At 69.3% G+C, this 26,342-nt stretch carries 25 protein-coding genes and 6 tRNA genes; 8 read left to right on the forward strand and 23 right to left on the reverse strand.

All coding sequences use genetic code 11. The annotated features are described in order from the left end of the window. Position 1: 1 nt before the first annotated feature. Genes H8N03_RS15570 through H8N03_RS15585 form a run of 4 tightly spaced genes read left to right on the forward strand, consistent with a single transcriptional unit; the run spans position 2 to position 3,604 of the window. On the forward strand, positions 2 to 859 hold the full coding sequence (locus tag H8N03_RS15570; protein ID WP_187077118.1) for a TauD/TfdA dioxygenase family protein: 858 nt from the start codon (positions 2 to 4) through the stop codon (positions 857 to 859). Positions 860 to 879: 20 nt separating this feature from the next. Beyond that, complete coding sequence (locus H8N03_RS15575) at positions 880 to 1,557, forward strand: aspartate/glutamate racemase family protein (RefSeq protein ID WP_187077119.1); 678 nt, start codon at positions 880 to 882, stop codon at positions 1,555 to 1,557. Further along, positions 1,550 to 2,608 (forward strand): Ldh family oxidoreductase, encoded by a 1,059-nt coding sequence (locus tag H8N03_RS15580; RefSeq protein WP_187077120.1) that lies wholly within the window; start codon positions 1,550 to 1,552, stop codon positions 2,606 to 2,608. The genes H8N03_RS15575 and H8N03_RS15580 overlap by 8 nt, the downstream gene beginning before the upstream one ends. A 27-nt stretch (positions 2,609 to 2,635) precedes the next feature. Further along, positions 2,636 to 3,604, forward strand: coding sequence for a Bug family tripartite tricarboxylate transporter substrate binding protein (locus H8N03_RS15585; protein ID WP_255428235.1), 969 nt, complete (start codon positions 2,636 to 2,638; stop codon positions 3,602 to 3,604). On the opposite strand, the gene H8N03_RS15590 is transcribed toward H8N03_RS15585, so the two are convergent. From H8N03_RS15590 to H8N03_RS15635, 10 genes are all read right to left on the reverse strand, one after another. Beyond that, positions 3,591 to 4,277, reverse strand: coding sequence for an aspartate/glutamate racemase family protein (locus H8N03_RS15590; protein ID WP_187077121.1), 687 nt, complete (start codon positions 4,275 to 4,277; stop codon positions 3,591 to 3,593). The two genes, H8N03_RS15585 and H8N03_RS15590, sit on opposite strands and share 14 nt — an antisense overlap. 7 nt (positions 4,278 to 4,284) lie before the next feature. Further along, on the reverse strand, positions 4,285 to 5,325 hold the full coding sequence (gene cuyA, locus H8N03_RS15595; RefSeq protein ID WP_187077122.1) for a D-cysteate sulfo-lyase: 1,041 nt from the start codon (positions 5,323 to 5,325) through the stop codon (positions 4,285 to 4,287). Between the two features lie 35 nt (positions 5,326 to 5,360). Then, a complete protein-coding gene (locus tag H8N03_RS15600; RefSeq protein WP_187077123.1) occupies positions 5,361 to 5,894 on the reverse strand; it encodes a LeuD/DmdB family oxidoreductase small subunit in 534 nt (177 codons plus the stop codon). Beyond that, entirely contained in the window at positions 5,887 to 7,179 is a 1,293-nt protein-coding gene (locus tag H8N03_RS15605; RefSeq protein WP_187077124.1) for a 3-isopropylmalate dehydratase large subunit, read from the reverse strand. Before H8N03_RS15605 ends, H8N03_RS15600 begins: the two co-directional genes overlap by 8 nt. A gap of 4 nt (positions 7,180 to 7,183) precedes the next feature. Then, entirely contained in the window at positions 7,184 to 8,170 is a 987-nt protein-coding gene (locus tag H8N03_RS15610; RefSeq protein WP_187077125.1) for a Bug family tripartite tricarboxylate transporter substrate binding protein, read from the reverse strand. 21 nt (positions 8,171 to 8,191) lie between these two features. Beyond that, complete coding sequence (locus tag H8N03_RS15615) at positions 8,192 to 8,995, reverse strand: HpcH/HpaI aldolase family protein (RefSeq protein ID WP_187077126.1); 804 nt, start codon at positions 8,993 to 8,995, stop codon at positions 8,192 to 8,194. A gap of 84 nt (positions 8,996 to 9,079) precedes the next feature. After that, a complete protein-coding gene (locus tag H8N03_RS15620) occupies positions 9,080 to 9,859 on the reverse strand; it encodes an IclR family transcriptional regulator (RefSeq protein ID WP_187077127.1) in 780 nt (259 codons plus the stop codon). 54 nt (positions 9,860 to 9,913) lie between these two features. Continuing rightward, positions 9,914 to 10,771, reverse strand: a complete 858-nt coding sequence (locus H8N03_RS15625; protein ID WP_187077128.1) for an alpha/beta fold hydrolase — start codon at positions 10,769 to 10,771, stop codon at positions 9,914 to 9,916. After that, positions 10,738 to 11,427: a hypothetical protein gene (locus H8N03_RS15630; protein ID WP_187077129.1), complete on the reverse strand. Its 690-nt coding sequence runs from the start codon at positions 11,425 to 11,427 to the stop codon at positions 10,738 to 10,740. The genes H8N03_RS15625 and H8N03_RS15630 overlap by 34 nt, the downstream gene beginning before the upstream one ends. Beyond that, complete coding sequence (locus tag H8N03_RS15635; RefSeq protein ID WP_187077130.1) at positions 11,424 to 12,431, reverse strand: alpha/beta fold hydrolase; 1,008 nt, start codon at positions 12,429 to 12,431, stop codon at positions 11,424 to 11,426. Before H8N03_RS15635 ends, H8N03_RS15630 begins: the two co-directional genes overlap by 4 nt. A 143-nt stretch (positions 12,432 to 12,574) precedes the next feature. Between H8N03_RS15635 and H8N03_RS15640 the strand changes: the two genes are divergently transcribed. Beyond that, positions 12,575 to 15,100 (forward strand): alpha/beta hydrolase, encoded by a 2,526-nt coding sequence (locus tag H8N03_RS15640; RefSeq protein ID WP_222623005.1) that lies wholly within the window; start codon positions 12,575 to 12,577, stop codon positions 15,098 to 15,100. 8 nt (positions 15,101 to 15,108) lie between these two features. Then, positions 15,109 to 16,464 (forward strand): alpha/beta hydrolase, encoded by a 1,356-nt coding sequence (locus tag H8N03_RS15645; protein ID WP_187077131.1) that lies wholly within the window; start codon positions 15,109 to 15,111, stop codon positions 16,462 to 16,464. A 2-nt stretch (positions 16,465 to 16,466) separates the two neighbouring features. On the opposite strand, the gene H8N03_RS15650 is transcribed toward H8N03_RS15645, so the two are convergent. The 13 genes from H8N03_RS15650 to folC form a co-directional block, all read right to left on the reverse strand. Further along, on the reverse strand, positions 16,467 to 17,399 hold the full coding sequence (locus tag H8N03_RS15650; protein ID WP_187077132.1) for a rhodanese-like domain-containing protein: 933 nt from the start codon (positions 17,397 to 17,399) through the stop codon (positions 16,467 to 16,469). A gap of 111 nt (positions 17,400 to 17,510) precedes the next feature. After that, positions 17,511 to 17,587: transfer RNA gene (locus H8N03_RS15655), tRNA-Asp, on the reverse strand. A gap of 49 nt (positions 17,588 to 17,636) precedes the next feature. Beyond that, positions 17,637 to 17,712, reverse strand: a tRNA-Glu gene (locus H8N03_RS15660). 24 nt (positions 17,713 to 17,736) lie between these two features. Continuing rightward, positions 17,737 to 17,812: transfer RNA gene (locus H8N03_RS15665), tRNA-Ala, on the reverse strand. 60 nt (positions 17,813 to 17,872) lie between these two features. Then, a tRNA-Asp gene (locus H8N03_RS15670) sits at positions 17,873 to 17,949 on the reverse strand. Between the two features lie 51 nt (positions 17,950 to 18,000). Continuing rightward, positions 18,001 to 18,076, reverse strand: a tRNA-Glu gene (locus tag H8N03_RS15675). A 32-nt stretch (positions 18,077 to 18,108) separates the two neighbouring features. Further along, a tRNA-Ala gene (locus H8N03_RS15680) sits at positions 18,109 to 18,184 on the reverse strand. 35 nt (positions 18,185 to 18,219) lie between these two features. Then, on the reverse strand, positions 18,220 to 19,602 hold the full coding sequence (gltX, locus tag H8N03_RS15685; RefSeq protein WP_187077133.1) for a glutamate--tRNA ligase: 1,383 nt from the start codon (positions 19,600 to 19,602) through the stop codon (positions 18,220 to 18,222). Further along, the gene (locus tag H8N03_RS15690) at positions 19,599 to 20,810 is read right to left on the reverse strand and encodes an O-succinylhomoserine sulfhydrylase (protein WP_187077134.1); all 1,212 of its coding nucleotides are present in this window, start codon (positions 20,808 to 20,810) and stop codon (positions 19,599 to 19,601) included. The genes gltX and H8N03_RS15690 overlap by 4 nt, the downstream gene beginning before the upstream one ends. Before the next feature lie 135 nt (positions 20,811 to 20,945). Further along, positions 20,946 to 22,454, reverse strand: coding sequence for an amidophosphoribosyltransferase (gene purF, locus H8N03_RS15695; protein WP_187077135.1), 1,509 nt, complete (start codon positions 22,452 to 22,454; stop codon positions 20,946 to 20,948). Positions 22,455 to 22,465: 11 nt separating this feature from the next. Next, entirely contained in the window at positions 22,466 to 22,954 is a 489-nt protein-coding gene (locus H8N03_RS15700; protein ID WP_187077136.1) for a CvpA family protein, read from the reverse strand. Beyond that, positions 22,955 to 23,725 (reverse strand): SPOR domain-containing protein, encoded by a 771-nt coding sequence (locus H8N03_RS15705; protein ID WP_187077137.1) that lies wholly within the window; start codon positions 23,723 to 23,725, stop codon positions 22,955 to 22,957. An 8-nt stretch (positions 23,726 to 23,733) separates the two neighbouring features. Then, positions 23,734 to 25,020 (reverse strand): bifunctional tetrahydrofolate synthase/dihydrofolate synthase, encoded by a 1,287-nt coding sequence (gene folC, locus H8N03_RS15710; RefSeq protein WP_187077138.1) that lies wholly within the window; start codon positions 25,018 to 25,020, stop codon positions 23,734 to 23,736. 40 nt (positions 25,021 to 25,060) lie between these two features. On the opposite strand from folC, the gene H8N03_RS15715 reads away from it, so the two are divergent. Continuing rightward, positions 25,061 to 25,417, forward strand: coding sequence for an ArsC family reductase (locus H8N03_RS15715; protein ID WP_187077139.1), 357 nt, complete (start codon positions 25,061 to 25,063; stop codon positions 25,415 to 25,417). A gap of 95 nt (positions 25,418 to 25,512) precedes the next feature. Further along, positions 25,513 to 26,313, forward strand: a complete 801-nt coding sequence (locus H8N03_RS15720; protein ID WP_187077140.1) for a glycine zipper 2TM domain-containing protein — start codon at positions 25,513 to 25,515, stop codon at positions 26,311 to 26,313. Positions 26,314 to 26,342: the final 29 nt, after the last annotated feature.

Here is a 26,342-nt window from a genome sequence, read left to right on the forward strand (position 1 = left end):
GATGAGCCTGCAGCTGAAACCCCTGCAACCCTTCGCCGCCGAAGCCAGCGGCATCGACCTGCGCCGGCCCCTCACGCCGGAACAGGTGAAGGAGATCGAGCACGCGATGGACACGCACGCCGTCCTCGTGTGGCGCAACCAGCCGCTGACGCAGGACGAGCAGATCGCGTTCGCCAAGGCGCTGGGCCCGCTGGACCTGGGGCTGCGCAAGCTCAAGGGCGGGCCGCACCGCTTCAAGTACGCGGAGCTCGCCGACATCTCCAACGTGAAGGTGGACGGCGAGGTGGCCGACCGCGAGCACGCGAAGATCGTCGGCAACGTGGCCAACCAGCTGTGGCACAGCGACAGCTCCTTCCAGAAGCCGCGCGCCAAGTACTCGATGCTCTCGGCGGTGACGGTTCCGGGTTTCGGCGGCGAGACCGAGTTCGCCGACCTGCGCATGGCCTACGACGCTCTTCCGGATTGGCGCAAGAAGCAGGTCGAAGGCCTGCACGCCCTGCATTACGCCCTGCACTCGCGCTTCCTGCTCGGCGACACCAACTACACCGAAGAGCAGAAGAACAGCATCCCGCCGGCGAGCTGGCCCCTGGTGCAGGTGGACCCGCGCTCCGGCCGCAGGATCCTGTTCGTCGGCGTGCATGCCTGCCAGGTCGAAGGCATGACCCTCGCGGAAGGCCGCATGCTGCTGCTGGACCTGCTGGAACACGCCACGCAGCGCGAGTTCGTGTACCAGCACCATTGGCAGGTCGGTGACCTCGTGATGTGGGACAACACGGCCACCGTGCACCGCGGCCGCTGGTTCGACTTCGCGGAGCGCCGCGAGCTGCGCCGCGCCACCACCGAAGAAGTGCCCGCCTGAAGCTCGGCTAGGATGCGGCGATGAGCGTCCCGCGCATCGCCCTCGTGCACGCCACCGCGCTCGCGGTGGAACCCATCCGCGCCGCCTTCGAGCGGCACTGGCCGCAGGCGCGGCGCATGAACCTGCTGGACGACAGCCTGTCCGTCGACCGCGCGGAAGCCGGCAAGCTGACCGACGCCCTGGTCCAGCGCTTCGTGGACCTCGCGGGCTACGCCCAGCGTGCCGGCTGCGGCGGTATCCTCTTCACCTGCTCCGCCTTCGGGCCGGCCATCGAGGCCGCGGGGCGCGCCACCGGGCTGCCGACGCTCAAGCCCAACGAAGCCATGTTCGAGCAGGCGCTCGCGACTCCGGCGCGCGGCGCGACCCGGAAGCTCGGGCTGCTGGCGACCTTCCAGGCGTCGCTGGGCTCCATGTCGCACGAGCTCGAGGCGATGGCCCGCGAACGCGGCCAGGCGATCGAACTGCGCACCGTTTTCGTCCCCGAAGCCATGGACGACCTCGCCGCCGGCCGCGCCGCCGACCACGACCGCAGGATCGCCGAGGCGGCGCGCGCGCTCGCCGACTGCGATGCCGTGATGCTCGCCCAGTTCTCCATGGCGGCCGCCGCCCCTGCGGCGCAGGCGCAACTGCCCTGCCCCGTCCTGAGCAGCCCGGATTGCGCCGTGCTCGCCCTCCTGCAGAGAATGCGGCATGCCTGAATCCCGCATCCCCGCGGCGCAAGTGCGCCGCTTCCTCGCGACCGCCTTCGAAAGCCTGGGCCTGCCGCGCGCCGATGCCGCCACCGTGGCGGAGCTGATGACCGAAGCCGAACTCCAGGGCTCCGACGGCCACGGCGTGATCCGCCTCGTGCCGTATGCGCGCCGCATCCGCGCGGGCGGGTTGAACCTCCATCCCGACATCCGCGTGGTCAAGGAGAAGGCGGCCATGGCGCTCGTCGATGGCGACAACGGCATGGGCCACCTCGTGATGAAGAAGGCCGCCGAGATCGCGATCGCCAAGGCGAAGCAGTGCGGCGTGGCCTGGGTCGGATCGCGTGTCTCCAATCACGCGGGTCCTGCCTCGCTGTATGCGCGCATGTGCCTGCGGCACGACATGGTGGGCATGTACTTCGCCGTCGGCAACGCCAACCACCTGCCGCCCTGGGGCGGGCTCGACATGCTGCTGTCGACGAACCCCATCGCCGTGGCGGTGCCCGCGGGCGAAGAGCCGCCGGTGGTCCTCGACATGGCGACCACCGTGGCCGCCTACGGCAAGGTGAAGGCCAAGGCCCAGCGCGGCGAGCAGATGCCCGTCGGCTGGATGATCGACCGCCAGGGCCAGCCCCTCACCGACCCGAAGCGCGCCGAGGAAGGCTTCCTGATGCCCATCGGCGGCTACAAGGGCTACGGCCTCGCCATGATCGTGGGCCTGCTCGCCGGCACGCTGAACGGCGCCGCCATGGGCAGCGAGGTAGTGGACTTCAACAAGGACGACACCACGATCACCAACACCGGCCAGGCGATCGTCGCCATCGACCCGGACGCCTTCGGCGAGCTCGACGCGTTCAAGGCACGCGTCGACAAGCTGGTGCGCGAACTGCGCGCGAGCGAACGCATGCCGGGCGTGGACCGCATCTGGATGCCCGGCGAACAGAGCCACGCGAAGAAGCTCGCGAACGAGCGCGAAGGCCTGGCGCTGCCGCGCGCGCTGCACGACCAGCTCGACACCTTCGCGCGCGAGATGGGCATCCCCCTGCTGCAGGACAGCTGACAACGTACAACACAGGAGACAACCAGCATGCACACCCGTCGCCTCGTCCTCGCGCTCGCCGCCGGCGCCTTCACGCTCGGCGCGCACGCGCAGTCCAACTGGCCGAACAAGCCGATCCGCATGATCGTGCCGCTGGCCGCCGGCAGCGCGGTCGACGCGGCCGCGCGCATCGTGACCGAGAAGGTGGGCCGCAACCTCGGCCAATCCATCGTGGTGGAGAACCAGCCGGGGGCGGCGGGCCTCATCGGCGCGGGCACCGTGGCAAAGGCCGCGCCGGACGGCTACACGATCGCCGGGTTCAACGACAGCATCATGACCATGGTGCCGAACCTGAATCCGAAGATGCCCTGGGACATCCTCAAGGACTTCGAACCGGTGTCGCTGGTGGCCACCGTGGAATGGGGACTGGTCGTGCCCACGGACGCGCCGGAGAAATCGGCGGCCGACCTGATCGCCAACGCGAAGCGCAGGCCGGGCGCCATCAACTACGGCTCGGGCGGCAACGGCAGCCCGCAGCACATCGCCATGGCGCTCTTCGCCTCGCAGTCCGGCCTGAACATGAAGCACGTGCCCTACAAGGGCGCGACGCAGGCGGCGATGGGCGTGGCGGGCAAGGAAGTGGACGCGGCCTTCCAGGGCATCGCGACGGTCACCTCGCTGGTGAAGGCCGGCAAGGTGCGGCTGATCGGCGTGACCACGCCGCAGCGCATGCCGCAGTTCCCGGACGTCCCGACCGTGTCCGAGTCCGGGCTGCCGGGCTTCGAGTTCAACTCGTGGTTCGCGATCATGGCGCCGGCCGGGACGCCCAGGGACATCACGCACCGCCTCGCCTCCGAAGTGCAGAAGGCGCTGGCCGATCCCGAAGTGCGCGAGAAGCTCGCCGCCCAGGGCCTCACGCCGCGCGGCAGCAGCCCCGAGGAACTGGGTTCCGCCACGCGGGCCCAGCTCGCGAAGTACGGCGCGCTGATCAAGGCCAACAACATCACGGCCGAATAGCGGCGGCGCGGCGCAAGGCGGCGCGGGCGAGCAGGCGCGTCGAATCGAGGGTGGGCAGCGGCGAATTGCCGTCGTTCAGGATCAGCGGCAGTTCGGTGCAACCGAGCACGACCGCGTCGCAGCCTTGCGCCTTCAGCCCTGCGATCACGCCGGCCAGGTACTCCACCTGCCGCGGCGACTGGATGCCGCAAACGAGTTCGTCCATGATCAGGCGGCCTGTTTCCAGGCGCTCCGCCTCGGTGGGACGCGCGAAGTCGAGGCCGTGCGCACGCAGCCGCTCCGGATAGACCTCGCTTGCCACCAGCCAGTGCGTCCCCGTGATCCCCAGCTTGCGGAAGCCGCGCCGCTGCGCCTCGCGCGCCACTTCGTCGGCGATGTGCAGCCAGGGCAGCGGCGAGCGCGGCTCCACCAGGTGGAAGGCCTGGTGGATGGTGTTGTCGGGGCACACGAGGAAATCGGCGCCGGCGCGCGCCAGCTTCTCCGCCGATGCCAGCATCAGGTCCGCCACGCCCTGCAGGTCACCCGCGTCGAGCCGCTCGACGTAGAGGTGCAGCGAAGGCGTGTGCATCGACACCTCGGGGTGCCTGTGCGCCGTGCCTTCCGTGCAGGTCGTGCGGTAGCAGAGCGCCGCGCCCTCCGCGGAGCAGCCGACGATGCCGACGTGGCCCGCCACGGCAGCCTCAGGCCGGCAGGCCGCCGCCCTCGCCCAGCACCGTCGCCTCGTAGGCATGCAGCGACGGCAGGCCGCCGGTGTGCAGGAACAGCACGTTCTCGTCCGGCTTGAATTTCCCTTCGCGCGCGAGGCCGATCAGGCCCGCCATGATCTTGCCGGTGTAGACCGGGTCGAGCGGGATGCCTTCGGTGCGCGCGAGCATCTGCACGGCTTCCACCATGCGCGCGTTCGGCACGGAGTACTTCGGCTGCCAGTAGCCGCCGATGCATTCCACGTCCTCGGGCTTCACCTTCCGATCGACGCCCAGCAGGTCCAGCACGGCCTGGGCTTCCTTGAGCACCAGCGGCTGCTGGTCCTTCAGGTCGCGGCTCACGCCGATGCCCGTGATCGGGATGCGGATGTTGTTGCCCAGGAAGCCGGCGACCAGTCCGCCATGCGTGCCGGAGCTGCCGGAGCCCACCACGAGGCGGTCGATGCGCACGCCTTCGTCGAACAGTTGCTGCTGCAGTTCCTGCGCGCAGGCCACGTAACCCAGGCCGCCGATGGCGTTGGAACCGCCGCCGGGAATGATGTACCCCTTGCGGCCTTCCTTCGCCAGCTGCTCCGCGACCTTCTGCATCTCCGCGGCCATGTTGCTGCCGCCGGGAACGACCGTGATCGCCTCGACGCCCAGCAGGCGGAACATGAAGTTGTTGCCGCTCGCCTTCTCGTCGTAGCTGTCCGGCACGCGCTCCTCGATCACGAAGCGGCACTTCAGGCCTTCCTTCACCGCGGCCGCGAGCGTGATGCGGCAATGGTTGGACTGCGGCGCGCCGCAGGTCACCAGCGTGTCGGCGCCCTGCGCGAGCGCGTCGGCGACGAGGAATTCGAGCTTGCGCGTCTTGTTGCCGCCGGGGAACAGGCCCAGCATGTCGTCGCGCTTGATCCACACGCGCGGGCCCTTGCCGCCGGGGCAGCTGGCGGCCAGCGCCCTGGTGAAGTTGGGGAGGAATTCGAGCGGGGTTACGAAGTTCGTGTAACGCCGGCGGGGGAAGCGGGAAAGGTCCATGGCGCCATCGTAGCCGCCCCGGACCGTCCTGCCATTCAGGGAGTTGCCGATGCGCGCTGGGCCAGGTTGCGGCGCGCATACGGCACCAGGCCGCCGGCCTCGATGATCTGCAGCGCGGTTGCCGAAAGCGGCGTCGCCTGCAGCACCTGCCCGGTCGTCACGTTCGTGATGCGGGCGCCGTCCAGGTCCACCTCGAGCTGCTGGCCCGTCTGCACCGCGTGCTGGATGCCGGGGCACACCAGCACCGGGAAGGCGTTGTTGATCGCGTTGCGCAGGAAGAAGCGCGCGAACGACTCCGCGATCACCAGCTTCACGCCGGCGCCGCGCAGCGCGAACACCGGGCCTTCCACCGTCTTGCCGCCACCGCCGAAGTTGACCCCGGCGACCACGATGCCGTACTCGCCGGCCAGGGCCTTCGCGGAGAAGGCGGGGTCGAGGTCGGCGAAGGCCGCCTTCGCCAGCTCCGCGTCCGAGAGCGCATTCGAGCTCTTGAAGCGCGTGGGCATGATCTCCAGCGCCTTCACGTCGTCGCCGACGCGGTAGGCGCCGGCCTGGATGGTCCTAGGCATGGGCCACCTCCTCCTGGGGCAAGGGTGCGAGCTTGCGCGGGTCGGTGATGACGCCGCACACGGCGGAGGCCGCCACGGTCTGCGGCGAGCCCAGGTACACGAAGGAATCGGGGCTGCCCATGCGGCCCTCCATGTTGCGGTTGCCGGAGCTGATCGCCACCTCGCCCGCGCCCAGCACGCCGCTGTGCTCGCCCATGCAAGGGCCGCAACCGGGCGGGAACACCAGCGCGCCCGCTTCCGACAAGGTCGCGATGTGGCCGGCCTTCAGCGCGCGCTGGTACACCTCGCGCGACGCCGGCACGACGACGAAGCGGACGCCGGGCGCAACCTGGCGTCCCCGGACGATGGCTGCCGCGGCCGCCAGGTCCTCGAAGCGGCCGTTCGTGCAGGTGCCGATGAAGGCCTCGTTGATCGCCTTGCCGGCCTGCGAGGCGACGCTGTGGATGTTGTCCAGCGCATGCGGGCAGGCGAGCAGCGGCTCGAGCGCGCCGAGGTCGACGTCGACGACCTCCTCGTACCGGCAGTCCGCGTCGCTGCAGACGGGCGTGAAAGGCCGCTGCGCGCGCGCAGCGGCGTATTCCAGCGTGACCGCGTCCGGCTCGAAGATCGCGGACTTCGCCCCCATGTCGGAGCAGTAGTTCGTGATGGTGAAGCGCGCGTCCATCGACAGCGCCTTCACGCCCGGGCCGCCGATCTCGATCGTCTTGTAGATCGCCTTGCGTTCGTAGCCGAGCACGCTCATGAGGTGCAGCGCGACGTCCTTGGTCGTGACGCCCTCGCGCAGCGTGCCGCGCAGGTTCACGCGGATCGTGGCCGGCACCACCAGCCAGATCTCGCCCAGCGCCGCGGCAACCGCGGCATCGGTCTGGCCGACGCCGATCACCACCGCGCCCATCGCGCCGCCGGTGGGCGTGTGCGATTCGTTCATGACCACCAGCTCGCCGGGGAGCACGAGGCCGCGCTCGGGCATCACCACGTGCATGATGCCGCTGCCGACGTCGAACAGGTTCTTCACCTCGAACTTCTTCGCCGCCTGGCGGATCGCCGCGTGCACGTCGGCGATCGCCACCGTCTGCGCCGGGCTCTGGTGGTCCAGCGTGAACGCCACCCGCGCCGGGTCGAACAGCTGCTCGCTGCCCAGGCTCCCGATGGTGTTGAACACCAGCTTGCCCTGCAGGTCCATGCTGGCCACCTGGTCCACCCGGCAATCGAGGAACTGGCCGGGCCGCACGGCGTCCAGGCCCGCGGCACGGGCCAGGATCTTCTCCGTGATGGTCATGCCCATCGCGTCACTCCGCGACGATGTTGGCGGCCTTGATCGTGGCGCCCCACTTGGCGGCATCCGCCTGGACCAGCGCCTCGAACTGTGCGGCCGTGCCGCTGCCGGGTTGCAGGCCCATGCCTTCGAACTTCTTGCGCAGCTCGGGATCCTTCAGCACGTCGGCGACGTCGCGCTGCAGCTTCTCCAGCACGTCCTTCGGCAGGCCAGCGGGGCCCACGAGGCCGAACCAGTTGCTGAAGTTGTACGAGGGCAGGCCCGCTTCGGCCATCGTCGGCACGTCCGGCAGCAGCGCGGAACGCTTCTGCCCCAGCACGGCCAGCGGCTTGAGCTTGCCGGCCTTGATGTGCGGCATGACTTGCGAAGCGGCGTCGAAATCGAGCTGCGTCTGGCCGGAGAGGACGGCGTTCACGGCGTCGGCCGTGCCCTTGTACGGCACCAGCGTCAGGTTGACGCCCGCCGCGTTCTCGAACAGCGCCGCGGCCAGGTGCGGCGCGCCGCCGTTGCCGGAAGTCGCGCTCGTGATGGTGTCCGGCTTCGCCTTCGCGGCAGCGACCAGCTCCTTCACGTTCTGGAAGGGCGCGTTCGGCTGCGTGACCAGCACGAAGTCCACGGCGGCGGTCTGCGCGATCGGCGAGAAGTCCTTCACCGGGTCGAACTTCATGTTCCTGTACAGGTGCTGGTTGACCGTGAGGTTGCCCGCGGTCGCCATCAGCAGCGTGTAGCCGTCGGCGGGAGACTTCGCGACGAACTCGGAGCCGAGCAGGCCGGCGGCGCCCGGCTTGTTCTCGACGACGACCTGCTGCCCCCACTTGTCGGTCAGCTTCTGGCCGATGAGGCGGGCGACGACGTCGGTCGGGCCGCCCGCGGTGAAGGCCACCACGATCTTCACGGGCTTGTTCGGGAACGCGCCTTGCGCGAACGCGGCGGAGCCGAGCGAGGCGGCGGCGACGAAGGCGAAAGCGGCTTTCGCCAGGGTGCGGCGGGGGAACTGCATGGGAAGTCTCCTGTTGTGAATTCAGCGGGTGAGCGCGGCCACGGCCTTGGCCTTGGCGGTGCAGGCGCCCATGAGGAAGGACAGGTCGGTGCCCGTGGAAACGAAGCGCGCGCCCATGCGCACGAACTTCTCCACCAGGTCGGGACGCGAGGCGAGGCCGCCGATGCCCACGTGCTTGCCGTGCTTGCGGCAGGCCGCGATGGTGCGCTCGTAGGCGGCACACACGCGCGGGTCGTCGTACTGGCCCGGGATGCCCCATTCGGCCGTCAGGTCGTTGGTGCCGACCAGCAGCATGTCGACGCCTTCCACGGCGGCGATCTCCTCCACGCGGTACAGCGCCTCGACCGCTTCCATCATGAGGATCACCATGGTCTGCCGGTTCAGCGCCAGGTTGGCCTGCTCCGTCGGGAAGCTGCGGTACTGCAGGTGCGGCAGGCCGCCGTTGGCGGAGCGGTCGCCCTGCGGCGCGAAGCGCGCGTAGCGCACCACTTCGGCCGCCTGCTCCGCCGAGCGCACGTGCGGCGCGATCACGCCGACGGCGCCGCCATCGAGCACGCGCGAGATGTACTCGGGGGTGTTGGCCGGCACGCGCACGAAGGCGGGGATGCCGATCTCCAGCGCCGCCATGCAGATCTGCGACGTGGTCTCCAGCGAGAAGGAGCAGTGCTCCATGTCGATGTAGAAGGTGTCGAAGCCGGCGCTCTTCGCGATGCGGGCGATCTCCACGCCGCGCACGAGGCGCACCATCATCGAGGCCACGACTTCGTCGCGGGCCAGCTTCTCCTTCACGCTATTGCGGAGGATCTCGTCCAGGGAGGGGGTCATGCGGACGCGGCGGGGCCGCGGTGAGGGATCGGAAAGATTCTCACATTGTAGGAGACTTTTCCGCCGCGTCAAGCGCGGCCCTCGCTAGCCGAGCGCGCGGGCGGGCAGGTCCACCACGTTGGAACTCTCGGCGATGCCGGCCGAAATGGCGGCAGCCGCCTTCATCACGGCGGGTGCGAGCGCCTTGAATTCGGCGAGCCGCTCCGACTTCGTGGACGTCGCGAGCGCGATGCTCCCCAGCACCTCGCCGTCCTTGTTGAACAGCGGCGCCGCCAGGCCCGCGATGCCCGCGCGGTACTCGCCGGCGGAGAAGGCGTAGCCCTGCTGGCGGATCTCCGCGAGCTTCGCCCGCAGCGTGTCCCAGTCGTGGCCGAGGCGCGCGGCGGCGATGCTGTCCTTCTGCTTGCCGAACACGCTGCGCAGCTGGTGCGGCGGCAGGTGGGCGAGGATGATGTTGGCCGTGGCACCGGCCACCAGCGGCCGCTGCTGGCCGCGCCCGAAGAGCCCGGCCGGCGCGTCCTCGGTCGCCACCTGCTGCACGCACATGACGGAATCGCTGTAAAGCACCGACAGCAGCGCGCTGAAGCCCGTGCGTTTCGACAGCGCGGCCACCACGGGGCTGCCGATGCTGTAGACGGGATCGGAGAGGCGCGAGATGCGGTCCAGCGCCAGCACGCGCGGACCGACGACATAGGAGCCGCTGCCGACGCGCGCCAGCAGGCCCGCCTGGTGCAAGGACTTCAGGTAGCGGTAGCAGGTGGACAAGGGCAGCTCGAAACGCGCGGCCAGCTCCTCCGCGGACCATACCGGGGCGTCGACGCTGAACGCGTCGAGGAAGGCCAACATCTTGTCCTGGCTGCTCATGGGGGGCGATTGTCCGCGATGCGTGCCGCCCCGCGCCGCCGGGGGCCCACGCGTTCAGCCGCGGAACCAGTCGGAGAAGATCCGCGCGAACAGCGAAGGCTGCTCCAGGTTCATCGAATGCCCGATCGAGGGGAACAGCTCCAGCCGCGCCTTCGGCAGCTTCTGCACCATCACGTCCATGTGCTCGCGCGGGATCCACCAGTCCATCGCCCCGTACAGCACCAGGTGTTCCTGCAGCATCTTCGGCATCTTCTCCGCCAGCGCGCCCGACGCCCACTCCAGGGCCAGGTTGTGCGGCGTGCCGAACCAGACGCCATCGGAGAGCAGCCGTGTCTTTTCCACCAGCAGCCGGAACACGGCGCGCTGCGCGGCGGACGCGGTCCCCGCGAACTGCGGCACCTGGCCGGCCGCCAGCGTCTCCGGGCGGAACAGCGTCGGCGCCGCGCTCGCCAGCCCCGCGAAGCAGACGTCCTTGTCGTTCTTCATCGCGGTCAGCACGTCGACCTGCCCCGGCGCGAGTTGCAGCCCCAGCGGCGTGACCGGATCCAGCAGCAGCACCTTGCCGAAGCGATCCGGCGCCATCGCCAGCATGTGCGACGCGATGATCCCGCCCGTGGAGTGGCCGTACAGGTGGCACTTGCGGATGCCGAGCGCGTCCAGCAGCGCCAGGTGGTCGCGCGCGTGCACCGCCATGGAGTAGTTGGAATGGTCCGCTGCCGGCGCCGGCTTGTCCGAGTCGCCGCAGCCGCGCCACTCCGCCGCGATCACGCGCAGGCCGGGCGGCAGCAGCGGGAGCACCAGGTCGAGCCAGTTCGCGCAGCCCAGGTTGCCGTGCACGGCGAGGACGACGTTGTCGCCGCTGCCGTGCTCGACGCAGCTCATGGTGACGGTGTCGGTAGCGATGCGGGCCATGGAGGACTCCAGGGGGAGGGAACGGTGGGTGGAAGGCTGGCCGCCTCGGGCGCGGCCAGCCAGTCCAGGAACCCGGTCATCACGCCGTCGACGAGCACCTGGTCGGCTTCGATCCGCGCCTCGCGCTCGGCGACCGGCACGTCGCCGGCGAGCACCTTGAGCAGGCGGATCTGCGTCTGCAGCATCCGGCCGTTCTCCTGCTCGATGCGCGCGAGCGCCATGGCGAACGGCTGCAGCGGGTCCGCGTCCTCCGGCACGATGGGCGCGAGCCGGATGCGCGCGAACTGCGCATGTCCGAGCGACAGGCCCGCGTAGGTCGCGGCGGGGTTGAACAAGGGCCCGGGAGGCTGCATCACCCGGCTCCAGGCCGCGGTGAGAGGTGCCGCCACCTGCCACGCCGTGCCGACGGCCAGCGGAGCGGACCAGTGCGTGGTGCGCGCGAGCAGCGTGATCGCCTCCAGCTCGCGGGACGCCTGCGAGATCACGAACTGCTGCGCGAGCCCGAGCGCGGGCGCCCACTGCATCGCCGCGTGGAACGCCAGGTTGCCGGTCTTGGCGGCCGAGAGCAGCACGGCGATCTTCGTCTGCAGCACAGACGTGAAGCCGCGCTCCGCGATGCGCTCGCGGGCCCGGTCGTAGAGTTCGGGGGCGATCATGGCTTCGCCGCCGCCCTGGCCGCTGCAGTGCGGCGCGATTGCGATCTTGCGGGCGCGCGCACGACGGTGCGCACCGGCGGCGGTTCCGGCGGCGCGACCTGGATGGCCCGGCGCCAGTCGCCCAGGATGGGGAGCCACTGCGCGTGCGCGGCGGGATTCTCCGCCGCAGCCCACACGCTCTGGTCGCCGACCCAGTCGCCGTCGCGCACCTGGCCGAGGAAGAAGCCGATCTGGCGCATGGTCACGGCCGGCATCTCCAGCGTGAACGCGTGGTAGGCGCGCTGCACGATCACCAGCCGCGAGTTGGCGACGTGGCTGCGGATCAGGTCGTGGCACTCGCGCGGCGTGAAGAAGTCGAACTCGCCGTTCATGACGAGCGTGGGCACGGCGATGCGGTGCAGGTGCGGCGTGAGCGGGCGGAACGCGACGAAGGACTCCATCAGGTTCTGCATCGCGTAGCCGTCGTTGCCGATGTAGCCCGAGCGCTTCATCGCCGGGATGCGCTCGCGGTTCGCCGCGATCCAGGCGGAGCTCATGTTCATGGGGTACAGCATGCTTTGCATGTACGGGAAACCGGCTTCGATCAGCCCTTGGAGCATCACGGTGCCGAGGAACTCCAGCTGCGGCGTGAGTTCCGCGAAGGTGCTCATGGCCACGAGGCTCTCCAGGCGCTCCCCGTGGCGGATGGCGAAGTCCAGCGCGATCACGCCGCCGAAGGAGATGCCGGCGAGGTGCGTCTTCGCGATGCCCAGCGTGTCCAGCAGCCGCGCCAGCAGGTCGGCATGCGCCGCGAAGGGAATGTCGACCACCGGCTTGGACGAGCGCCCCTGCCCCAGCATGTCGTAGGCCAGCACCCGCCAGCCCCGCGGCACGAAGTAGTCCGCGTAGGCCGTCCAGAGGTTCGCGTTCTGCGTGAGGCCGTTCAGGAAGGTGATGACCGGGCGCCCCCGGGCGCCGGCGAGTTCGTAGTTCACCTGCACTGCGTCGAGGCGGACGCTGGCCATGGGTCCTTCCCGGTTCGGTGGCGATCGGTGCGGCGATGTTGCGCCCGATCGCGGGACCGGCGCAGATGGCCCTTGGTCCAACTTGCCGGGGAGCGGCCGCCGGGAGCACTCTGGCCGCCCCGCCTCGACGAGTGAGGTGCCCCGTGAGCCCCCTTCTCCTCCCCCTCTCCTTCGCTGCACGCTGGCTGGCGCCACTGCTCGCCGTGCTCTGGTTCGCCGCCAGCGCCCAGGCCCAGCAACCGCTGACGCCACGCTCCGTGGTCGCCGACCTGGACCGCCTGAAGCAGACCTACGAAGTCCGCAACTTCCGCATCGGCGGCAAGTACGACCTGGCCGATGGGAAGGCCTGGGAGAACGGCGCGCCGGGCGGCACGACCCTGGAATCCCTGGGCGCGGCGCCGGCGCGCACGGCGTACATGGCGCTCGGCACGCCGAAGCGCAACGCCCAGGGCGAGATCGTCAACGCCATCGTCATCAACTCCTACTACTCCGGCGACGCGACCGCCATGTACAACAACTGGGTCGCGGGCCAGGCGGGCAACGGCTTCTCGGGCGGGGCGCTGGTGGGTCCCGGGCTGCTCTTCGATACCAACAGGTTCTACGTGGTCTTCGTCGATGCGCTGGGCCTGTGGGGCGCGTCCAAGCCTTCGGACGGGCTGGGGCGCAAGTTCCCGGTCTACAGCTATTACGACGTCGTGCAGCTCAACTACAGGCTGCTGCGCGATCACCTGAAGGTCGCCAAGGTGGTGCTCTCCACCGGTGCCTCCATGGGCGCCACCCAGGCCTACTACTGGGGCCTCATGCACCCGGAGATGGTCGCGGCCGTGATGCCGATCGGCGGGGCGACCGCCACCGACGGTGAAGGCCCGGTGGCCGCATGGACCTTCCAGCTCGCCAAGGCGGCGCTCGAGTCGGATCCGGTCTGGGTCGCCACGAACGGCGACTACTACAGGCTGCCGAAGGAGCAGCACCCCAACAAGGGCGTCGAGTTCCACTGGTCGATGCTGTCCATCACGGGCTACGACCTGAACTACCGCCAGAGCCTGGGCTGGGATGCGGTGTCGAAGGAAGTCTTCTCCTGGGAGGCCGACCCGCGCATGGGCGCGAACGCCGGGTCCAACCTGAAGAACCTCGCGAAGGTCTTCGACGGCGTGGACCTCTGGTACCGCGACACGGTCGGCGAGATCCACAACATCAACGCGCTGCTGCCGCAGATGAAGGCGCGCACGCTGGTCGTGCACGTCGACAACGACCAGTGGCTGATCTCGGACAAGGCCCGCGCCGCGGCACAGGCCATCCCCGGCGGGCAGTACGTGGGCCTGAGCGACCCGACCGCGCACTACGCGGTGTTCAAGGCACCCAATGTGCTGCGGACCAACCCCATCTTCGACAGCTACCTGCACGACGTGGGCATCCTCGCCGACCGGGACATCGTGTGCGAGGCCACGAACTACCGCACGCCGAAGGTGAACATGCAGGCCGACAAGGCCCGCTCGTTCTGGAAGCAGGAGATGGTGTCGCCCTTCCCCGTGAAGTACGCGCAGGTGCAGGACAGGCGCGGCGTGCAATGGGAACTGGGCTACATGGACGAATACTGCGGCAAGTCGGCGAACCCGCCGGTGCTGGTCGTCGTGCACGGCAAGGGCGCGTTCGGCGCGCACTATGGCTACCTGATCAAGTACGCGGTGGAACGCGGCTACCGCGTGATCGCGCCCGACATGCCGCAGTGGGGCACGTCCGGCCCCGGCAACCTGGACAAGCCGATGACGCGCACGCTCACGGACGTCCGCGACGCGTTCCATGCGCTCGTCGTGGACAAGCTGGGCGTGAAGAAGGCCTGGTACCACGGCCACTCCCTGGGCGGGCAGACGGTGATCGGCTACGCGCTGCGCTATCCGGAAGCGGTGCAAGGGCTGGTGCTCGAGGCGCCGGCGGGCCTGGAGGAGTACTCCCGCACCTTCCGCATGGGCGACCAGGACCTGCCGATCTGCGACAAGTCCATCGCCTACGACCTGAAGGCCTGGCACGCGGCCTACGACCCCATGGGCCTCGTCGAAGGCGAACGGAAGCGCAGCCCGCAGGGCGTGCGCGACTTCTTCTACTTCAAGAAGCGCGACCCGGCGGGCAACGCGGTGCCCACCAGCACCGGCTACTTCTTCAACGACACCGAGTACGCGCGGCTGCACACAGACCAGCGCGTCGCGATGATCGCGGGCAACCCGCGCGAATTCGAGCAGTGGTCGTTCATGTTCATCTACGACCTGTACTCGATCTGCTCCGAGCTGGTCAGGGACGACCCGGCCTCCATCTACAAGCAGCTCACGAAGCTGAAGATGCCCGTGTTCCTCGCCTTCGGCGCGCAGGAACCCTTCATCCCCGGCACCGCGCTCAATGGCCTCACGGACCTGTCGAAGAGCATCATCGTGCCCTTCAAGCAGCGCATGACCGCCGCCGGCAACCCGCCGGTGATCAAGGTGTATCCCGGCGTGGGCCACTTCATCCACACGGACGTGCCCTACGAATACGCGCGCGACACGGTCGACTTCATGAAGACCGGCCGCGTCGACGCGGCCACGCCCTCCGTGACGTCCGCCCTGGTGAACGGCAGCGTGCCCGCCGCGGCCGCGCCGGCCGCCGCCTCCGACAAGCCCTCCGGCCTCGCCAAGTGAGCTGCGCCATGAACACGACCTTCCGCACGACCGTCCTGGCCGCGGCGCTCGCGGCCGCCGGCTTCTGCGCGCACGCGCAGGCCTTCGACACCAGCAGGATGCACCGCATCACGCCGCCCTCGTCGATCATGGCGCAGGACGCGAAGAAGGAGTACTACACGATCCCGAACTTCCGCATCGGCGGCAAGTACGACCTCGACGCGGACCCGGCAACGTGGCGCAACGGCGCCCCCGGCGGCACCACGCTGGAGTCGCTCGGGGCCCCGCCGCTGAAGGTCGGCTACATCGCCGTCGGCACGCCGCGGCGCAACGCGCAGGGCGAGATCACCAACGCGCTGATCATCAGCACCTTCTATTCGGGCGATTCGACCTGGATGTACAACACCTGGTACGAAGGCCAGCCCGCCAATGCGTTCTCCGGCGGGCCCATCGTCGGCCCGGGGCGCACGATCGACACGGACCGCTTCTACGTCGTCTTCCTCGACGCGCTGGGGCTGTGGGGCGAAGCCAAGCCCTCCGCGGGGCTGGGACGCAGGTTCCCGCAATACAGCTACTTCGACATGGTGCAGGCCAACTACCAGCTGCTGCGCGACCACCTCCAGGTGGCGCAGGTGGAAGTGGCGACCGGCGTGTCCATGGGCGCGACCCAGAGCTGGGTGTGGGGCGTGATGTATTCGCCCAGCGGCTTCGTGAAGGCGATCATGCCGATCGGGGGGACGACCGCCTCGGACGGCGACGATCCGGTGGGCCAGTGGACCTTCCGCCTCGGCCAGGCCGCCATCGAATCCGATCCCGTGTGGCGCAAGACCGGCGGCAACTACTACGACCTGCCCGAGGAGCAGCATCCGAAGAAGGGGCTGGAATTCATGTGGTCGGCGCTGCAGCTCACGGGCTACACCTTCCCCGTGCGCTCCGCGACGCCCTGGGGCACGCTGCAGAAGGAGGTCTTCTACTGGCAGCCGAAGGGCGACGAGGGGCAGACCTACATCAACCGCGTGAAGAACGAGGACCCGGTCGACTACTGGTACCGCAACAACGCCGGCTTCTCGTACAACATCAACAAGGACCTGAAGCGCATCAAGGCGCGCACGCTGGTCGTGCACGTCGACACCGACATGTGGCTGATGGTGGAGAACGCGCGCAAGGCGAGCGAACAGGTGCCCGGGGCCTACTTCGCCCACTTCGCCGATCCCGGCGCGCATTACGGCGTGTTCAAGGCGCCCAACATCATCCGGCCGACCATCCAGGGCTTCATCGAGGACCGCTTCACGACGACCCTGCCCGGCATCGACGGGGCGGGCGGCGGGGGTGGCGGCAAGGCGGCCGCCGCGGCGGACGCGAAGCCCGCCGGCCTCGCCAAGTAGCCTCAGCCGGGCTGCACGGGCAGCCCGGCCGCGACCCACGCGCCATAGCCACCCGCCAGCACCCGCACCGGCAGCCCGCGCTTGCGCAGCCGCGCGGCAAGGCGCGCGGCGCTCACGTCGTTGGGGCAGTCGCAGTACGTCACCAGGTGCACGTCGGCCGGCAGTCGCACGAGCTCCTCCACCAGCTCGTGGTCCGACCGGGCCAGGACGGCCCCCGGGATGCGTGCATCGCCGGGCATCGCGCCACGCACGTCGAGCAGCAGCAAGGGGTCGCCGCGGTCCATGTGGTCGGCGAGCTCGTGCGGCTGGATGCGCGGCGCCTTCAGGGCCGCGAACGTGATCAGGGCGCGGCGCAGCACCAGCCAGCCCACGTAAGCCGCGATGGCGAGCAGAAGGACGGGCAAGGCCCGGCTGCCCAGCTCCTGCAGCGCCGCCACGGCTTGCGCCACCTGCTCGCGCAGGACCACGCCCGCGGCCAGGGCGCTGCCGGTCCACAGCACGGTGCCGGCAAGGTTCAGCACCAGGAAGCTGCCGGTGCGCATGCCCAGCGCGCCGGCGAGCGGCGGCGCCAGCGGGCCGATGCCGGGGATGAAGCGCGCTGCGACGACGGTCACGGCGGCGCGATGGGCAAAGGCGAGTTCGCTCTTGCGGATGCAGCTGTCGGGCGAGATCGAGATGCGGCACACCAGCGCGAGGATGCCGCGGCCGAAACGGCGGCCGGCCGCGAACCAGACACCGTCCGCAACGACGGAGGCCAGCGTGGCGAGCGCCAGGATGGCGAAGGCGAACGCGCCGTCGTCGGCGCCGCGCGCGCCGGCGAGCAGCAGGAAGGGCAGCACCGGGACGGGCACGCCCATGCGCTTGGCGAAGACGACCAGGAAGGTGACGAGCTCCCCGTGCGCCTGGTAGAGACGGGTGAGGTCGTCGATGTTCATGCGCGCTCCGCCGCGAATGATCGCGCGGCGCGGGCACGGACGCATCCGGGTTGCGGGCGACCGCAAGGACGAAGGGGTCGCACCTTGCGATGCGACCCCTTGCGAAACCTCTGGCGGAGTGGACGGGACTCGAACCCGCGACCCCCGGCGTGACAGGCCGGTATTCTAACCAACTGAACTACCACTCCGCGTGGGGCTGCGTCGTGCCCGCCTGCGCGGGCCAAGTGCAGCCAAACTTGGCGACCCTACGGGGATTCGAACCCCGGTACTCACCGTGAAAGGGTGATGTCCTAGGCCTCTAGACGATAGGGTCGTAACCTAAGAACTCCGGACACTTTGGTGGAGGTAAGCGGGATCGAACCGCTGACCTCTTGCATGCCATGCAAGCGCTCTCCCAGCTGAGCTATACCCCCGTGGTGTGTCGCCACTCAAAGAAAACGGGCCTTTGCGGGCCCGCTTCCTGGGAATCCATCTGGCGGAGTGGACGGGACTCGAACCCGCGACCCCCGGCGTGACAGGCCGGTATTCTAACCAACTGAACTACCACTCCGCGTGGAGCTGCGTCGTGCCTGCTTCGCAGCAGGCCAAGTGCAGCCAAACTTGGCGACCCTACGGGGATTCGAACCCCGGTACTCACCGTGAAAGGGTGATGTCCTAGGCCTCTAGACGATAGGGTCAAAACCTGGACTGATTTCCATCGACATCTGCTTGGTGGAGGTAAGCGGGATCGAACCGCTGACCTCTTGCATGCCATGCAAGCGCTCTCCCAGCTGAGCTATACCCCCTGCAGGTGTCGAGCCCGCAATTCTACACTGAAATTTCAGGCGCTCTGCAGGCGTGCCAGCACGGTCTCGCGCAGTGACAGCGCCAAGACAGCATCGAGCGACGGCGTCTGCGCCGTTCCGAGCACCAGCACCCGCACCGGCATGGCCAGCTGCGGCATCTTGAGTCCCGTCGCGCGCAGCGTCTCCTTGACCGCCTCGGCGATGTCCTCCTTCGTCCACGGGCAGCCTTCCAGCATCTTCGCGAGCATGGAGATCGCCGGGCGCACGCCCTCGTGGATGTGCTTCGCCACTTCGTCGGGGTTCGGCGTGATGTCGGCGTAGAAGCGCTGCACCCAGTCGGCCAGCGCGAGCGTGGTGTCGCAGCGGTCCTTGAACAGGCCGCAGATGGCGGCCAGGCGCCTGTCGGGCGTGATGCCGCGCTGCTTCAGCAGCCGCTCGACGATCACCGCGAGGTTCTCGTCAGCCATCGCCTTGAGGTGCTGCCCGTTCACCCAGCGCAGCTTGGCCTCGTCGAACTGCGCCGCGCTGCGGCCGAGGTGGTCGAGGTCGAACCACTGCAGGAACTGCTCGCGGCTGAAGATCTCGTCGTCGCCGTGCGACCAGCCGAGGCGCGCGAGGTAGTTCACCATCGCATCCGGCAGGAAGCCTTCGTCGCGGTACCACGTGACCGGCTTGGCGCCGCGGCGCTTGGACATCTTCTCGCCATCGGCATTGAGCACCGTCGGCAGGTGCGCGAACACCGGCGGCTCGTAGCCGAGTGCGCGGAAGATGTTGATCTGGCGCGGCGTGTTGTTCACGTGGTCGTCGCCGCGGATCACGTGCGTGATCTGCATGTCGATGTCGTCGACGACGACGCAGAAGTTGTACGTGGGCGTGCCGTCGGGGCGCGCGATCACCAGGTCGTCGAGTTCGGCGTTGGCGATCTCGATGCGGCCCTTGACCTTGTCGTCCCACGCGACGACGCCGTCCAGCGGATTGCGGAAGCGCCACACCGGCTGCACGCCTTCCGGGACCGCCGGCAGCGTCTTGCCCGGCTCGGGCCGCCAGGTGCCGTCGTAGCGCGGCTTTTCCTTGTTGGCCATCTGCCGCTCGCGCAGCGCGTCGAGCGCCTCGACGCTCATGTAGCAGGGATAGACCTGGCCGCGGGCCTTCATCTCCTCCAGCACCTCGCGGTACCGGTCCATGCGCTGCATCTGGTAGAAGGGACCTTCGTCGTGCGACAGGCCCAGCCACTGCATGCCTTCGAGGATGACGTCCACGGCCTCCTGCGAGGAGCGCTCCGTGTCGGTGTCCTCGATGCGCAGGATGAAGGTGCCGCCCTGCGAGCGCGCGAAGGCCCACGGGTACAGCGCCGAACGGATGTTGCCGAGATGGATGAAGCCCGTCGGCGACGGGGCGAATCGGGTTCTGACTTTCACAGTTTGCTCAGGCCTCGCTCGAGGTCCGCCTGGATGTCGGACGGATGTTCCAGGCCGACGGCCAGCCGGATCAGGCCCTGGCCGATGCCGGCCGCCTGCCGCTGTTCTTCCGTCAGCCGCCCATGCGAGGTGGTGGCGGGGTGCGTGATGATGCTCTTCGTGTCGCCGAGGTTGGTGGCGATGCTCATGACTTCCGAGCTGTCGATCACCGTGAAGGCGTTGCGGCGCAGCGTGGCCGGGTCGCCGCCCTTCACGTCGAAGGACACGACGGCGCCGCCGAGGCCGGACTGCTGCTTCATGGCGAGCGCATGCTGCGGATGCGACTCCAGGCCGGGGTAGTAGACGCGCCCGACCTTCGGGTGCGATTCCAGGAAGCGCGCGATCTGCAACGCATTGGCGCACTGCGCCTGCATGCGGATGCCCAGCGTCTCCAGGCCCTTGAGCACCACCCAGGCGTTGAACGGCGCCAGCGTCATGCCGGCCGTGCGCACGATGGGCGCGAAGGTGTCGACGATCCACTTCGAAGGACCGCAGATCGCGCCGGCCATCACGCGGCCCTGCCCGTCGAGGTACTTGGTGCCGGAGTGGATGATGAAGTCCGCGCCGGACTCCACCGGGCGCTGCAGCGCCGGCGAGCAGAAGCAGTTGTCGACGGCCAGCAGCGCGCCGGCCGTGTGGGCGATGTCGGCGAGCGCGGCGATGTCGCACACGTCCGTGAGCGGGTTGGTCGGCGTCTCGGCGAACAGCAGCTTCGTGTTCGGCTTCACCGCGGCCTTCCATTCCTTCAGGTCGACCTGCGACACGAAGGTGGATTCGACGCCGAACTTGCCGAATTCCTTGGCGAACAGGTTCAGCGTGGAGCCGAACACCGAGCGCGAGCAGATCACGTGGTCGCCGGCGCGCAGCACGCCCATGCCGAGCAGCAGGATCGCGGCCATGCCGGTCGAGGTGGCGATCGCGGCTTCGGTGCCTTCCATCGCCGCGAGGCGCAGCTCGAACGAGGTCACCGTCGGGTTCGACGTGCGGCCGTAGGTGTAGCCTTCCTGCGGGTTGGCGAAGCGGTGCGCCATCGTCTCCGAGTCCGGCTGCACGAAGCCGCTCGTGAGGTACAGCGCCTCGGAGTTCTCGCCCCACTGGCTGGCGGGCAGGCCCGTGCGCACGGCGAGCGTGTCGCGGTGCAGTCCTTCGGGCAGAGGTTTCTTGTTCACGTTAGCTTTCCATTGCGCAAAGCGCTCGTCGTCCAGCAGCCTACCCCAGAGCCGCCGCGGAACCGGCTTTGCCGGGCCGCTGGGGGCGCCCCCTTGAGGGGGAAGCGCCGGAGGCGCTTCGGGGGTGGGACATTTCTAGGCTTCCTGGGGATTCGGGATGGCGAGGCGCGTGGTGTTCTCTTCCAGCGGGTCTTCCTGGCCGATGCGGGCCTCGTTGATCCTGGAGATGTCCTCCGCGTTGATGTCGCCGGTGACGTAGACGCCGTCGAAGCAGGACGCGTCGAAGCCGTTCAGCTGCGGGTTCAGCTTGCCGATGGCGTTCTTCATGCCTTCGACGTCCTGGTAGATGAGCGCGTCGCAGCCGATGATCTCGCGGATTTCCTCGACCGTGCGGTTGTGCGCCACCAGCTCCGAGGACGTGGGCATGTCGATGCCGTACACGTTGGGGAAGCGCACCGGCGGGGCGGCGCTGGCGAGGTAGACCTTGCGCGCGCCGGCGTCGCGGGCCATCTGCACGATCTCGCGCGAGGTGGTGCCGCGCACGATGGAGTCGTCCACCAGCAGCACGTTGCGGCCCTTGAACTCGCTCTGGATCACGTTGAGCTTCTGCCGCACGCTCTTCTTGCGCACCGCCTGCCCCGGCATGATGAAGGTGCGGCCCACGTAGCGGTTCTTCACGAAGCCTTCGCGGTACGGCAGCCCCAGCAGCTGCGCGAGCTGCATCGCGCTCGGGCGGCTGGATTCCGGGATCGGGATCACCACGTCGATCTCGCTGGGCGGCACGGTGGAGATCACGCGCTTGGCCAGCGTCTCGCCGAGGTTCAGGCGCGCCTGGTAGACGGAGATGCCGTCCAGCACGGAGTCGGGACGCGCGAGGTAGACGAACTCGAAGATGCAGGGCGACAGCTGCGGATGTTCCGCGCACTGGCGCGTGTGCACGTTGCCCTTCATGTCCACGAAGATGGCTTCGCCCGGCGCGATGTTGCGCTCGAACACGTGGCCGGTGCCTTCCAGCGTCACCGACTCGCTCGCGACCATCACCGTGCCGTCCGGCGAGCGGCCGAAGCACAGGGGCCGGATGCCGTAGGGATCGCGGAACGCCAGCAGGCCATGGCCGGCGATCAGCGCCACCACGGCATAGGAGCCGCGGATGCGCCGGTGCACGTTGCCGACGGCGGAGAACACGTCCTGCGGCGTCAGCGGCAGGCCGCGCGTGGTGCGCTCCAGTTCATGCGCGAACACGTTCACGAGCACCTCGGTGTCGCTCTCCGTGTTGATGTGGCGGTGGTCGGCGCTGAACAGCTCCGCCTTCAGCGCCTGCGCGTTGGTCAGGTTGCCGTTGTGCGCCAGCGTGATGCCGAAGGGCGCGTTCACGTAGAAGGGCTGTGCCTCTTCCTCGCTGTACGCGTTGCCCGCCGTCGGGTAGCGCACCTGGCCGAGGCCCGCGGTGCCGGGCAGCGCGCGCATGTTGCGGGTGCGGAACACGTCGCGCACCATGCCCTTGGCCTTGTGCATGAAGACCTTGCGGCCCTGCAGGGTCACGATGCCCGCGGCATCCTGCCCGCGGTGCTGCAGCAGCAGCAGCGCGTCGTAGATCAGCTGGTTGACCGGGCCATGGCTGACGACCCCCACGATTCCGCACATAAGTCTTTCCTTCAGGCCGGGAGGTAGGACCCGAAACGCTCGGGCACCACCGGCTTCAAACCCCGCAAGGCCGCCGTCGCGACGCCGGCCGTCTTCGATTCCGTCCACCACGCGCCGTCCGTGAGGCCCGCGAGGTGCACCACCACCGCCAGCGCCAGCACGGCGACGATGCCGCGCACCACGCCGAACATCCCGCCCAGCACCCGGTCCACCGGCCGCAGGCCCACCGCGGCCACCAGCTTGCTGGTGAGCCAGGCCAGCAGCCCGCCGGCGAACAGGGCCGCGATGAACACCACCACGAATCCCGCAGCGTACTGGATCGACTCGCCCGCGCGGCTCAGCGGCATCATCGCGGCCGCCCGCGGCGCCAGCCACTGGGCCAGCACGAAGGCCGCGATCCAGTTCAGCACCGACAGCACCTCGTACACGAGGCCGCGCCATAGGCCCAGCAGCACCGAGGCTGCGAGCAGGGCCACCACCACCCAGTCGAGAACCGCCACTTACAGAGTGAGGATGGCGGCCGGCAAATCCAGCCCCTTGATCTTCTCGGCGGCCTTGTCGGCCTCGGCCCTGGACGCGAACGGCCCCGCGCGCACGCGGATCCTCGTGCCGTTCTTCGTCTCGGCGACGTTCGTGTAGTTCTTGAGGCCGGCGCGCTCCAGCTTCTGCTGGGCCTCGCGGGCCTTGCCCTTCTCGGCGAAGGCACCGACCTGGACGACGTAGCGCGTCCCCGAGGCGTCGTCGGCGGTGGACACCGGCTTGCCTTCCAGCAGCGCGCGGGCCTTGGCCGCTTCGGCCACCCTGGCTTCGGCCTTGGGATCCGGCTTCGGTTCCGCCTTCTTCTCCGCCGGCTCCGCCTTGGCGACTTTTTCCGCGGGCGCGGGCTTCGCTTCCGTCTTCTGCGCCGGCACGCCCGCTTCCTCGCGGGTTTCGGTGATCACGGGCGTGGACGCAGCCGCGGCCACGGAAGCCGCCGGCGCGGACGCCGCCGGGGCCGCGGAGACCTTGCCGCTCGCGACCGGCTGCTGCGGCAGCGGCGGCAAGGGCTTCGCCTTGTTGCGGTCCGGGATCTCGATGGGAATGTCGACCGCGACGGGGCGCGGCTGGGTGTCGAAGAGCAGCGGGAAGCCGATCACGCCGGCGAGCACCAGCACCACGGCACCGATCAGGCGATGCCGCGCGCGGCGGCGCATCACCTCGATGCTTTCGGCGGGGGAGGCCGCGGCCACCGGCTCGTCGACCTTTTTCTTGCGCGACTTGAACAAGGCCATGGTGAGGGTCAGCCGAGGTGCTTGGCGGCCAGGCGGGGAATGCCCTTCTCCAGCACGCCGCCCACGGTGTAGAACGATCCGAACACGAGGATTCTATCAGCGGGCTCTGCAGCAGCCACCGCGCTGTCCAGGGCGTCCCGCGGGCCGGTGTGGGTGCTCACGGGCACGTCGCGCTTGCCGGGCACGGCCTGCCAGCGCTCGGCGAGTTGCTGCGCCGGAGCCGCGCGCGGCGTGGGCAGGTCCGTGAAATACCAGCGGTCCACCAGCGGCCCGATCCTTTCGAACATCGGCGCCAGGTCCTTGTCCGCCATCGCGCCGAAAACGGCGTGGGTGGCCGGATAGAAGCCCATCGCGTCCAGGTTGGCGGTGAGCGCCGCGACCGAATGCGGGTTGTGCGCCACGTCCAGCACCAGCGTGGGCTGGCCGGGGACGATCTGGAAGCGCCCCGGCAGTTCGACCATCGCCAGCCCGTTGCGGATCGCCTGCGCGGTGACCGGCAGGCGCGGACGCAGCGCCTCGAAGGCCGCGAGCACGCCCGAGGCATTGAGTAACTGGTTGGCACCGCGCAACGCGGGATAGGCCAGCCCCGGATAGCGGCGGCCCCGGCCCGCCCAGGCCCACTGCTGCTTGTCGCCGGAGAAGTTGAAGTCGCGCCCCAGCAGCCACAGGTCCGCGCCGAGGGCGGCGGCGTACTGCAGCACGCTGTGCGGCGGCATCGGGTCGCTCACGATCGCCGGCTTGCCTTCGCGCAGGATGCCCGCCTTCTCGCGGCCGATGCTCTCGCGGTCCGGCCCGAGGTACTCCATGTGGTCCAGGTCGATGCTGGTGAGGATGGCGCAGTCCGTGTCGATCGCGTTCACCGCATCGAGCCGGCCGCCCAGCCCCACCTCGAGGATGGCCACGTCGAGCGCGCTCGCGGCCATGAGGCTCAGGATGGCGAGCGTCGTGAATTCGAAGTACGTGAGCGTCACACCCTGCCGCGCCGCCTCGACGCGCTCGAAGTGCGGCACCAGCGCGCCGGGCTGCACGATCTCGCCCGCGATACGGCAGCGTTCCTCGAAGTGCACCAGGTGCGGCGACGTGTACACGCCGGTGCGGTAGCCGGCCTGCAGCGCGATCGCTTCCAGCATCGCGCAGGTGGAGCCCTTGCCGTTGGTGCCCGCGACGGTGACCACCGGACAGTCGAAGCGCAGTTGCAGGCGCTGCGCGACCTCGTGCACGCGCGCGAGCCCCATGTCGATGGTCTTCGGATGCAGCCGCTCGCAGTGCGCGAGCCATTCGCCGAGTTCTTTCATCCCTGCATTGTCCCGCCCCGCGCGACCTATGATCCGTTGCATGGCGATCACCCTCTACGGCATCCCGAACTGCGACACGGTGAAGAAGGCGCGCGCCTGGCTCGCGGACCGCGGCGTCGACCACGGCTTCCACGACTTCAGGAAGCAGGGCGTCCCGGCGGACCGCCTGGAGCGCTGGCAGGCGGCGGCCGGCTGGGAGAAGCTCCTGAACCGCCAGGGCACCACCTGGCGGGCTCTGGACGAAGCCACGCAGTTGCGGGCCGGCAACGCGCAAGGGGCGCGTGACCTGATGCTGTCGCAGCCCAGCGTCATCAAGCGGCCGGTCGTCGAGTGGGCGGACGGGCAGGTGACGGTCGGTTTCGACGCGAAAGCCTGGGAGGCGCGAACAAATGCATGAGCCAGCGCGGTTTACAGCCGCTTTACCGTAAAGGCTGGCAAGGTCATCCGCGCGTGCTTAAGATTTCAGCACCAGTAGTCCAACGAGTCCTCGCCATGAAACAGACCGTCCTTTTCGCCGCGCTGGGGCTGGCCGCCTTCGGCGCCGCCGCGCAGGAATTCGGGAACGTCCTCTCCAGCACCCCCGTCGTCCAGCAGGTGGCGGTGCCCCGCACCGTCTGCCAGCCGATGGCCCCGTCCCAGGTCACGACCACCGGCGGCGGCGCCGCGGTGGGCGGCCTCACCGGCGCCGGCATCGGCAGCATGATCGGCCACGGCAGCGGCAACACCGCCGCCATCGCGGTCGGCACGATCATGGGCGCGATCATCGGCAACAACGTCGAAGCCCAGAACCAGCGCTACGCGCAGACCTACCCGCAGTGCGCCACCGAAAACGTGACCGAGAACCGCACGGTGGGCTACGACGTGGTGTACGAGTACCGCGGCCAGCAGTACAGCGCCCGCATGCCCTACGACCCGGGCCGCACCGTGCAGCTGCAGGGCCAGGTGGTGACGCAGGCGCCGGCGGCCACGCCGCTGGGCGATGGCGGCGGTGTCGTCGTCGCACCCCCGGTGCAACAGCAGGCCCCGCAGGTCGCCATGCCCGCGCCGCAGGTGACCACGGTGCCGACGCCCGTCGCCACCGTGCAGACGCCGGTGATCGTGCAGAGCCCCGCGCCGGTGGTCTACGGCCAGCCTTATCCGGCGTACGGCGCCTATCCCGCGTACCCGGCCTACCCGGCGTATCCCGCCTATCCGTATCCTTATCCGTACGCCCGTCCGTATCCGGCCTTCCCCATCGGCCTGTCGCTGGGCTTCTCCTTCAGCGGCCACGGCCACGGCCACCGCCATCGCTAGGCCTCGCGCCTCGCGTGCCAAGGGCGCCT

Origin of the sequence: Ramlibacter cellulosilyticus (assembly GCF_014297465.1) — a bacterium.
Lineage (GTDB): Bacteria > Pseudomonadota > Gammaproteobacteria > Burkholderiales > Burkholderiaceae_C > Ramlibacter > Ramlibacter cellulosilyticus.

Coding starts and splice junctions, on each gene's coding strand:
- H8N03_RS15570 (WP_187077118.1), top strand. CDS start 2: ATGAGCCTGCAGCTGAAACCCCTGCAACCCTTCGCCGCCGAAGCCAGC.
- H8N03_RS15575 (WP_187077119.1), top strand. CDS start 880: ATGAGCGTCCCGCGCATCGCCCTCGTGCACGCCACCGCGCTCGCGGTG.
- H8N03_RS15580 (WP_187077120.1), top strand. CDS start 1,550: ATGCCTGAATCCCGCATCCCCGCGGCGCAAGTGCGCCGCTTCCTCGCG.
- H8N03_RS15585 (WP_255428235.1), top strand. CDS start 2,636: ATGCACACCCGTCGCCTCGTCCTCGCGCTCGCCGCCGGCGCCTTCACG.
- cuyA (WP_187077122.1), bottom strand. CDS start 5,325: ATGGACCTTTCCCGCTTCCCCCGCCGGCGTTACACGAACTTCGTAACC.
- H8N03_RS15600 (WP_187077123.1), bottom strand. CDS start 5,894: ATGCCTAGGACCATCCAGGCCGGCGCCTACCGCGTCGGCGACGACGTG.
- H8N03_RS15605 (WP_187077124.1), bottom strand. CDS start 7,179: ATGGGCATGACCATCACGGAGAAGATCCTGGCCCGTGCCGCGGGCCTG.
- H8N03_RS15610 (WP_187077125.1), bottom strand. CDS start 8,170: ATGCAGTTCCCCCGCCGCACCCTGGCGAAAGCCGCTTTCGCCTTCGTC.
- H8N03_RS15615 (WP_187077126.1), bottom strand. CDS start 8,995: ATGACCCCCTCCCTGGACGAGATCCTCCGCAATAGCGTGAAGGAGAAG.
- H8N03_RS15620 (WP_187077127.1), bottom strand. CDS start 9,859: ATGAGCAGCCAGGACAAGATGTTGGCCTTCCTCGACGCGTTCAGCGTC.
- H8N03_RS15625 (WP_187077128.1), bottom strand. CDS start 10,771: ATGGCCCGCATCGCTACCGACACCGTCACCATGAGCTGCGTCGAGCAC.
- H8N03_RS15630 (WP_187077129.1), bottom strand. CDS start 11,427: ATGATCGCCCCCGAACTCTACGACCGGGCCCGCGAGCGCATCGCGGAG.
- H8N03_RS15635 (WP_187077130.1), bottom strand. CDS start 12,431: ATGGCCAGCGTCCGCCTCGACGCAGTGCAGGTGAACTACGAACTCGCC.
- H8N03_RS15645 (WP_187077131.1), top strand. CDS start 15,109: ATGAACACGACCTTCCGCACGACCGTCCTGGCCGCGGCGCTCGCGGCC.
- H8N03_RS15650 (WP_187077132.1), bottom strand. CDS start 17,399: ATGAACATCGACGACCTCACCCGTCTCTACCAGGCGCACGGGGAGCTC.
- purF (WP_187077135.1), bottom strand. CDS start 22,454: ATGTGCGGAATCGTGGGGGTCGTCAGCCATGGCCCGGTCAACCAGCTG.
- H8N03_RS15705 (WP_187077137.1), bottom strand. CDS start 23,725: ATGGCCTTGTTCAAGTCGCGCAAGAAAAAGGTCGACGAGCCGGTGGCC.
- folC (WP_187077138.1), bottom strand. CDS start 25,020: ATGAAAGAACTCGGCGAATGGCTCGCGCACTGCGAGCGGCTGCATCCG.
- H8N03_RS15715 (WP_187077139.1), top strand. CDS start 25,061: ATGGCGATCACCCTCTACGGCATCCCGAACTGCGACACGGTGAAGAAG.
- H8N03_RS15720 (WP_187077140.1), top strand. CDS start 25,513: ATGAAACAGACCGTCCTTTTCGCCGCGCTGGGGCTGGCCGCCTTCGGC.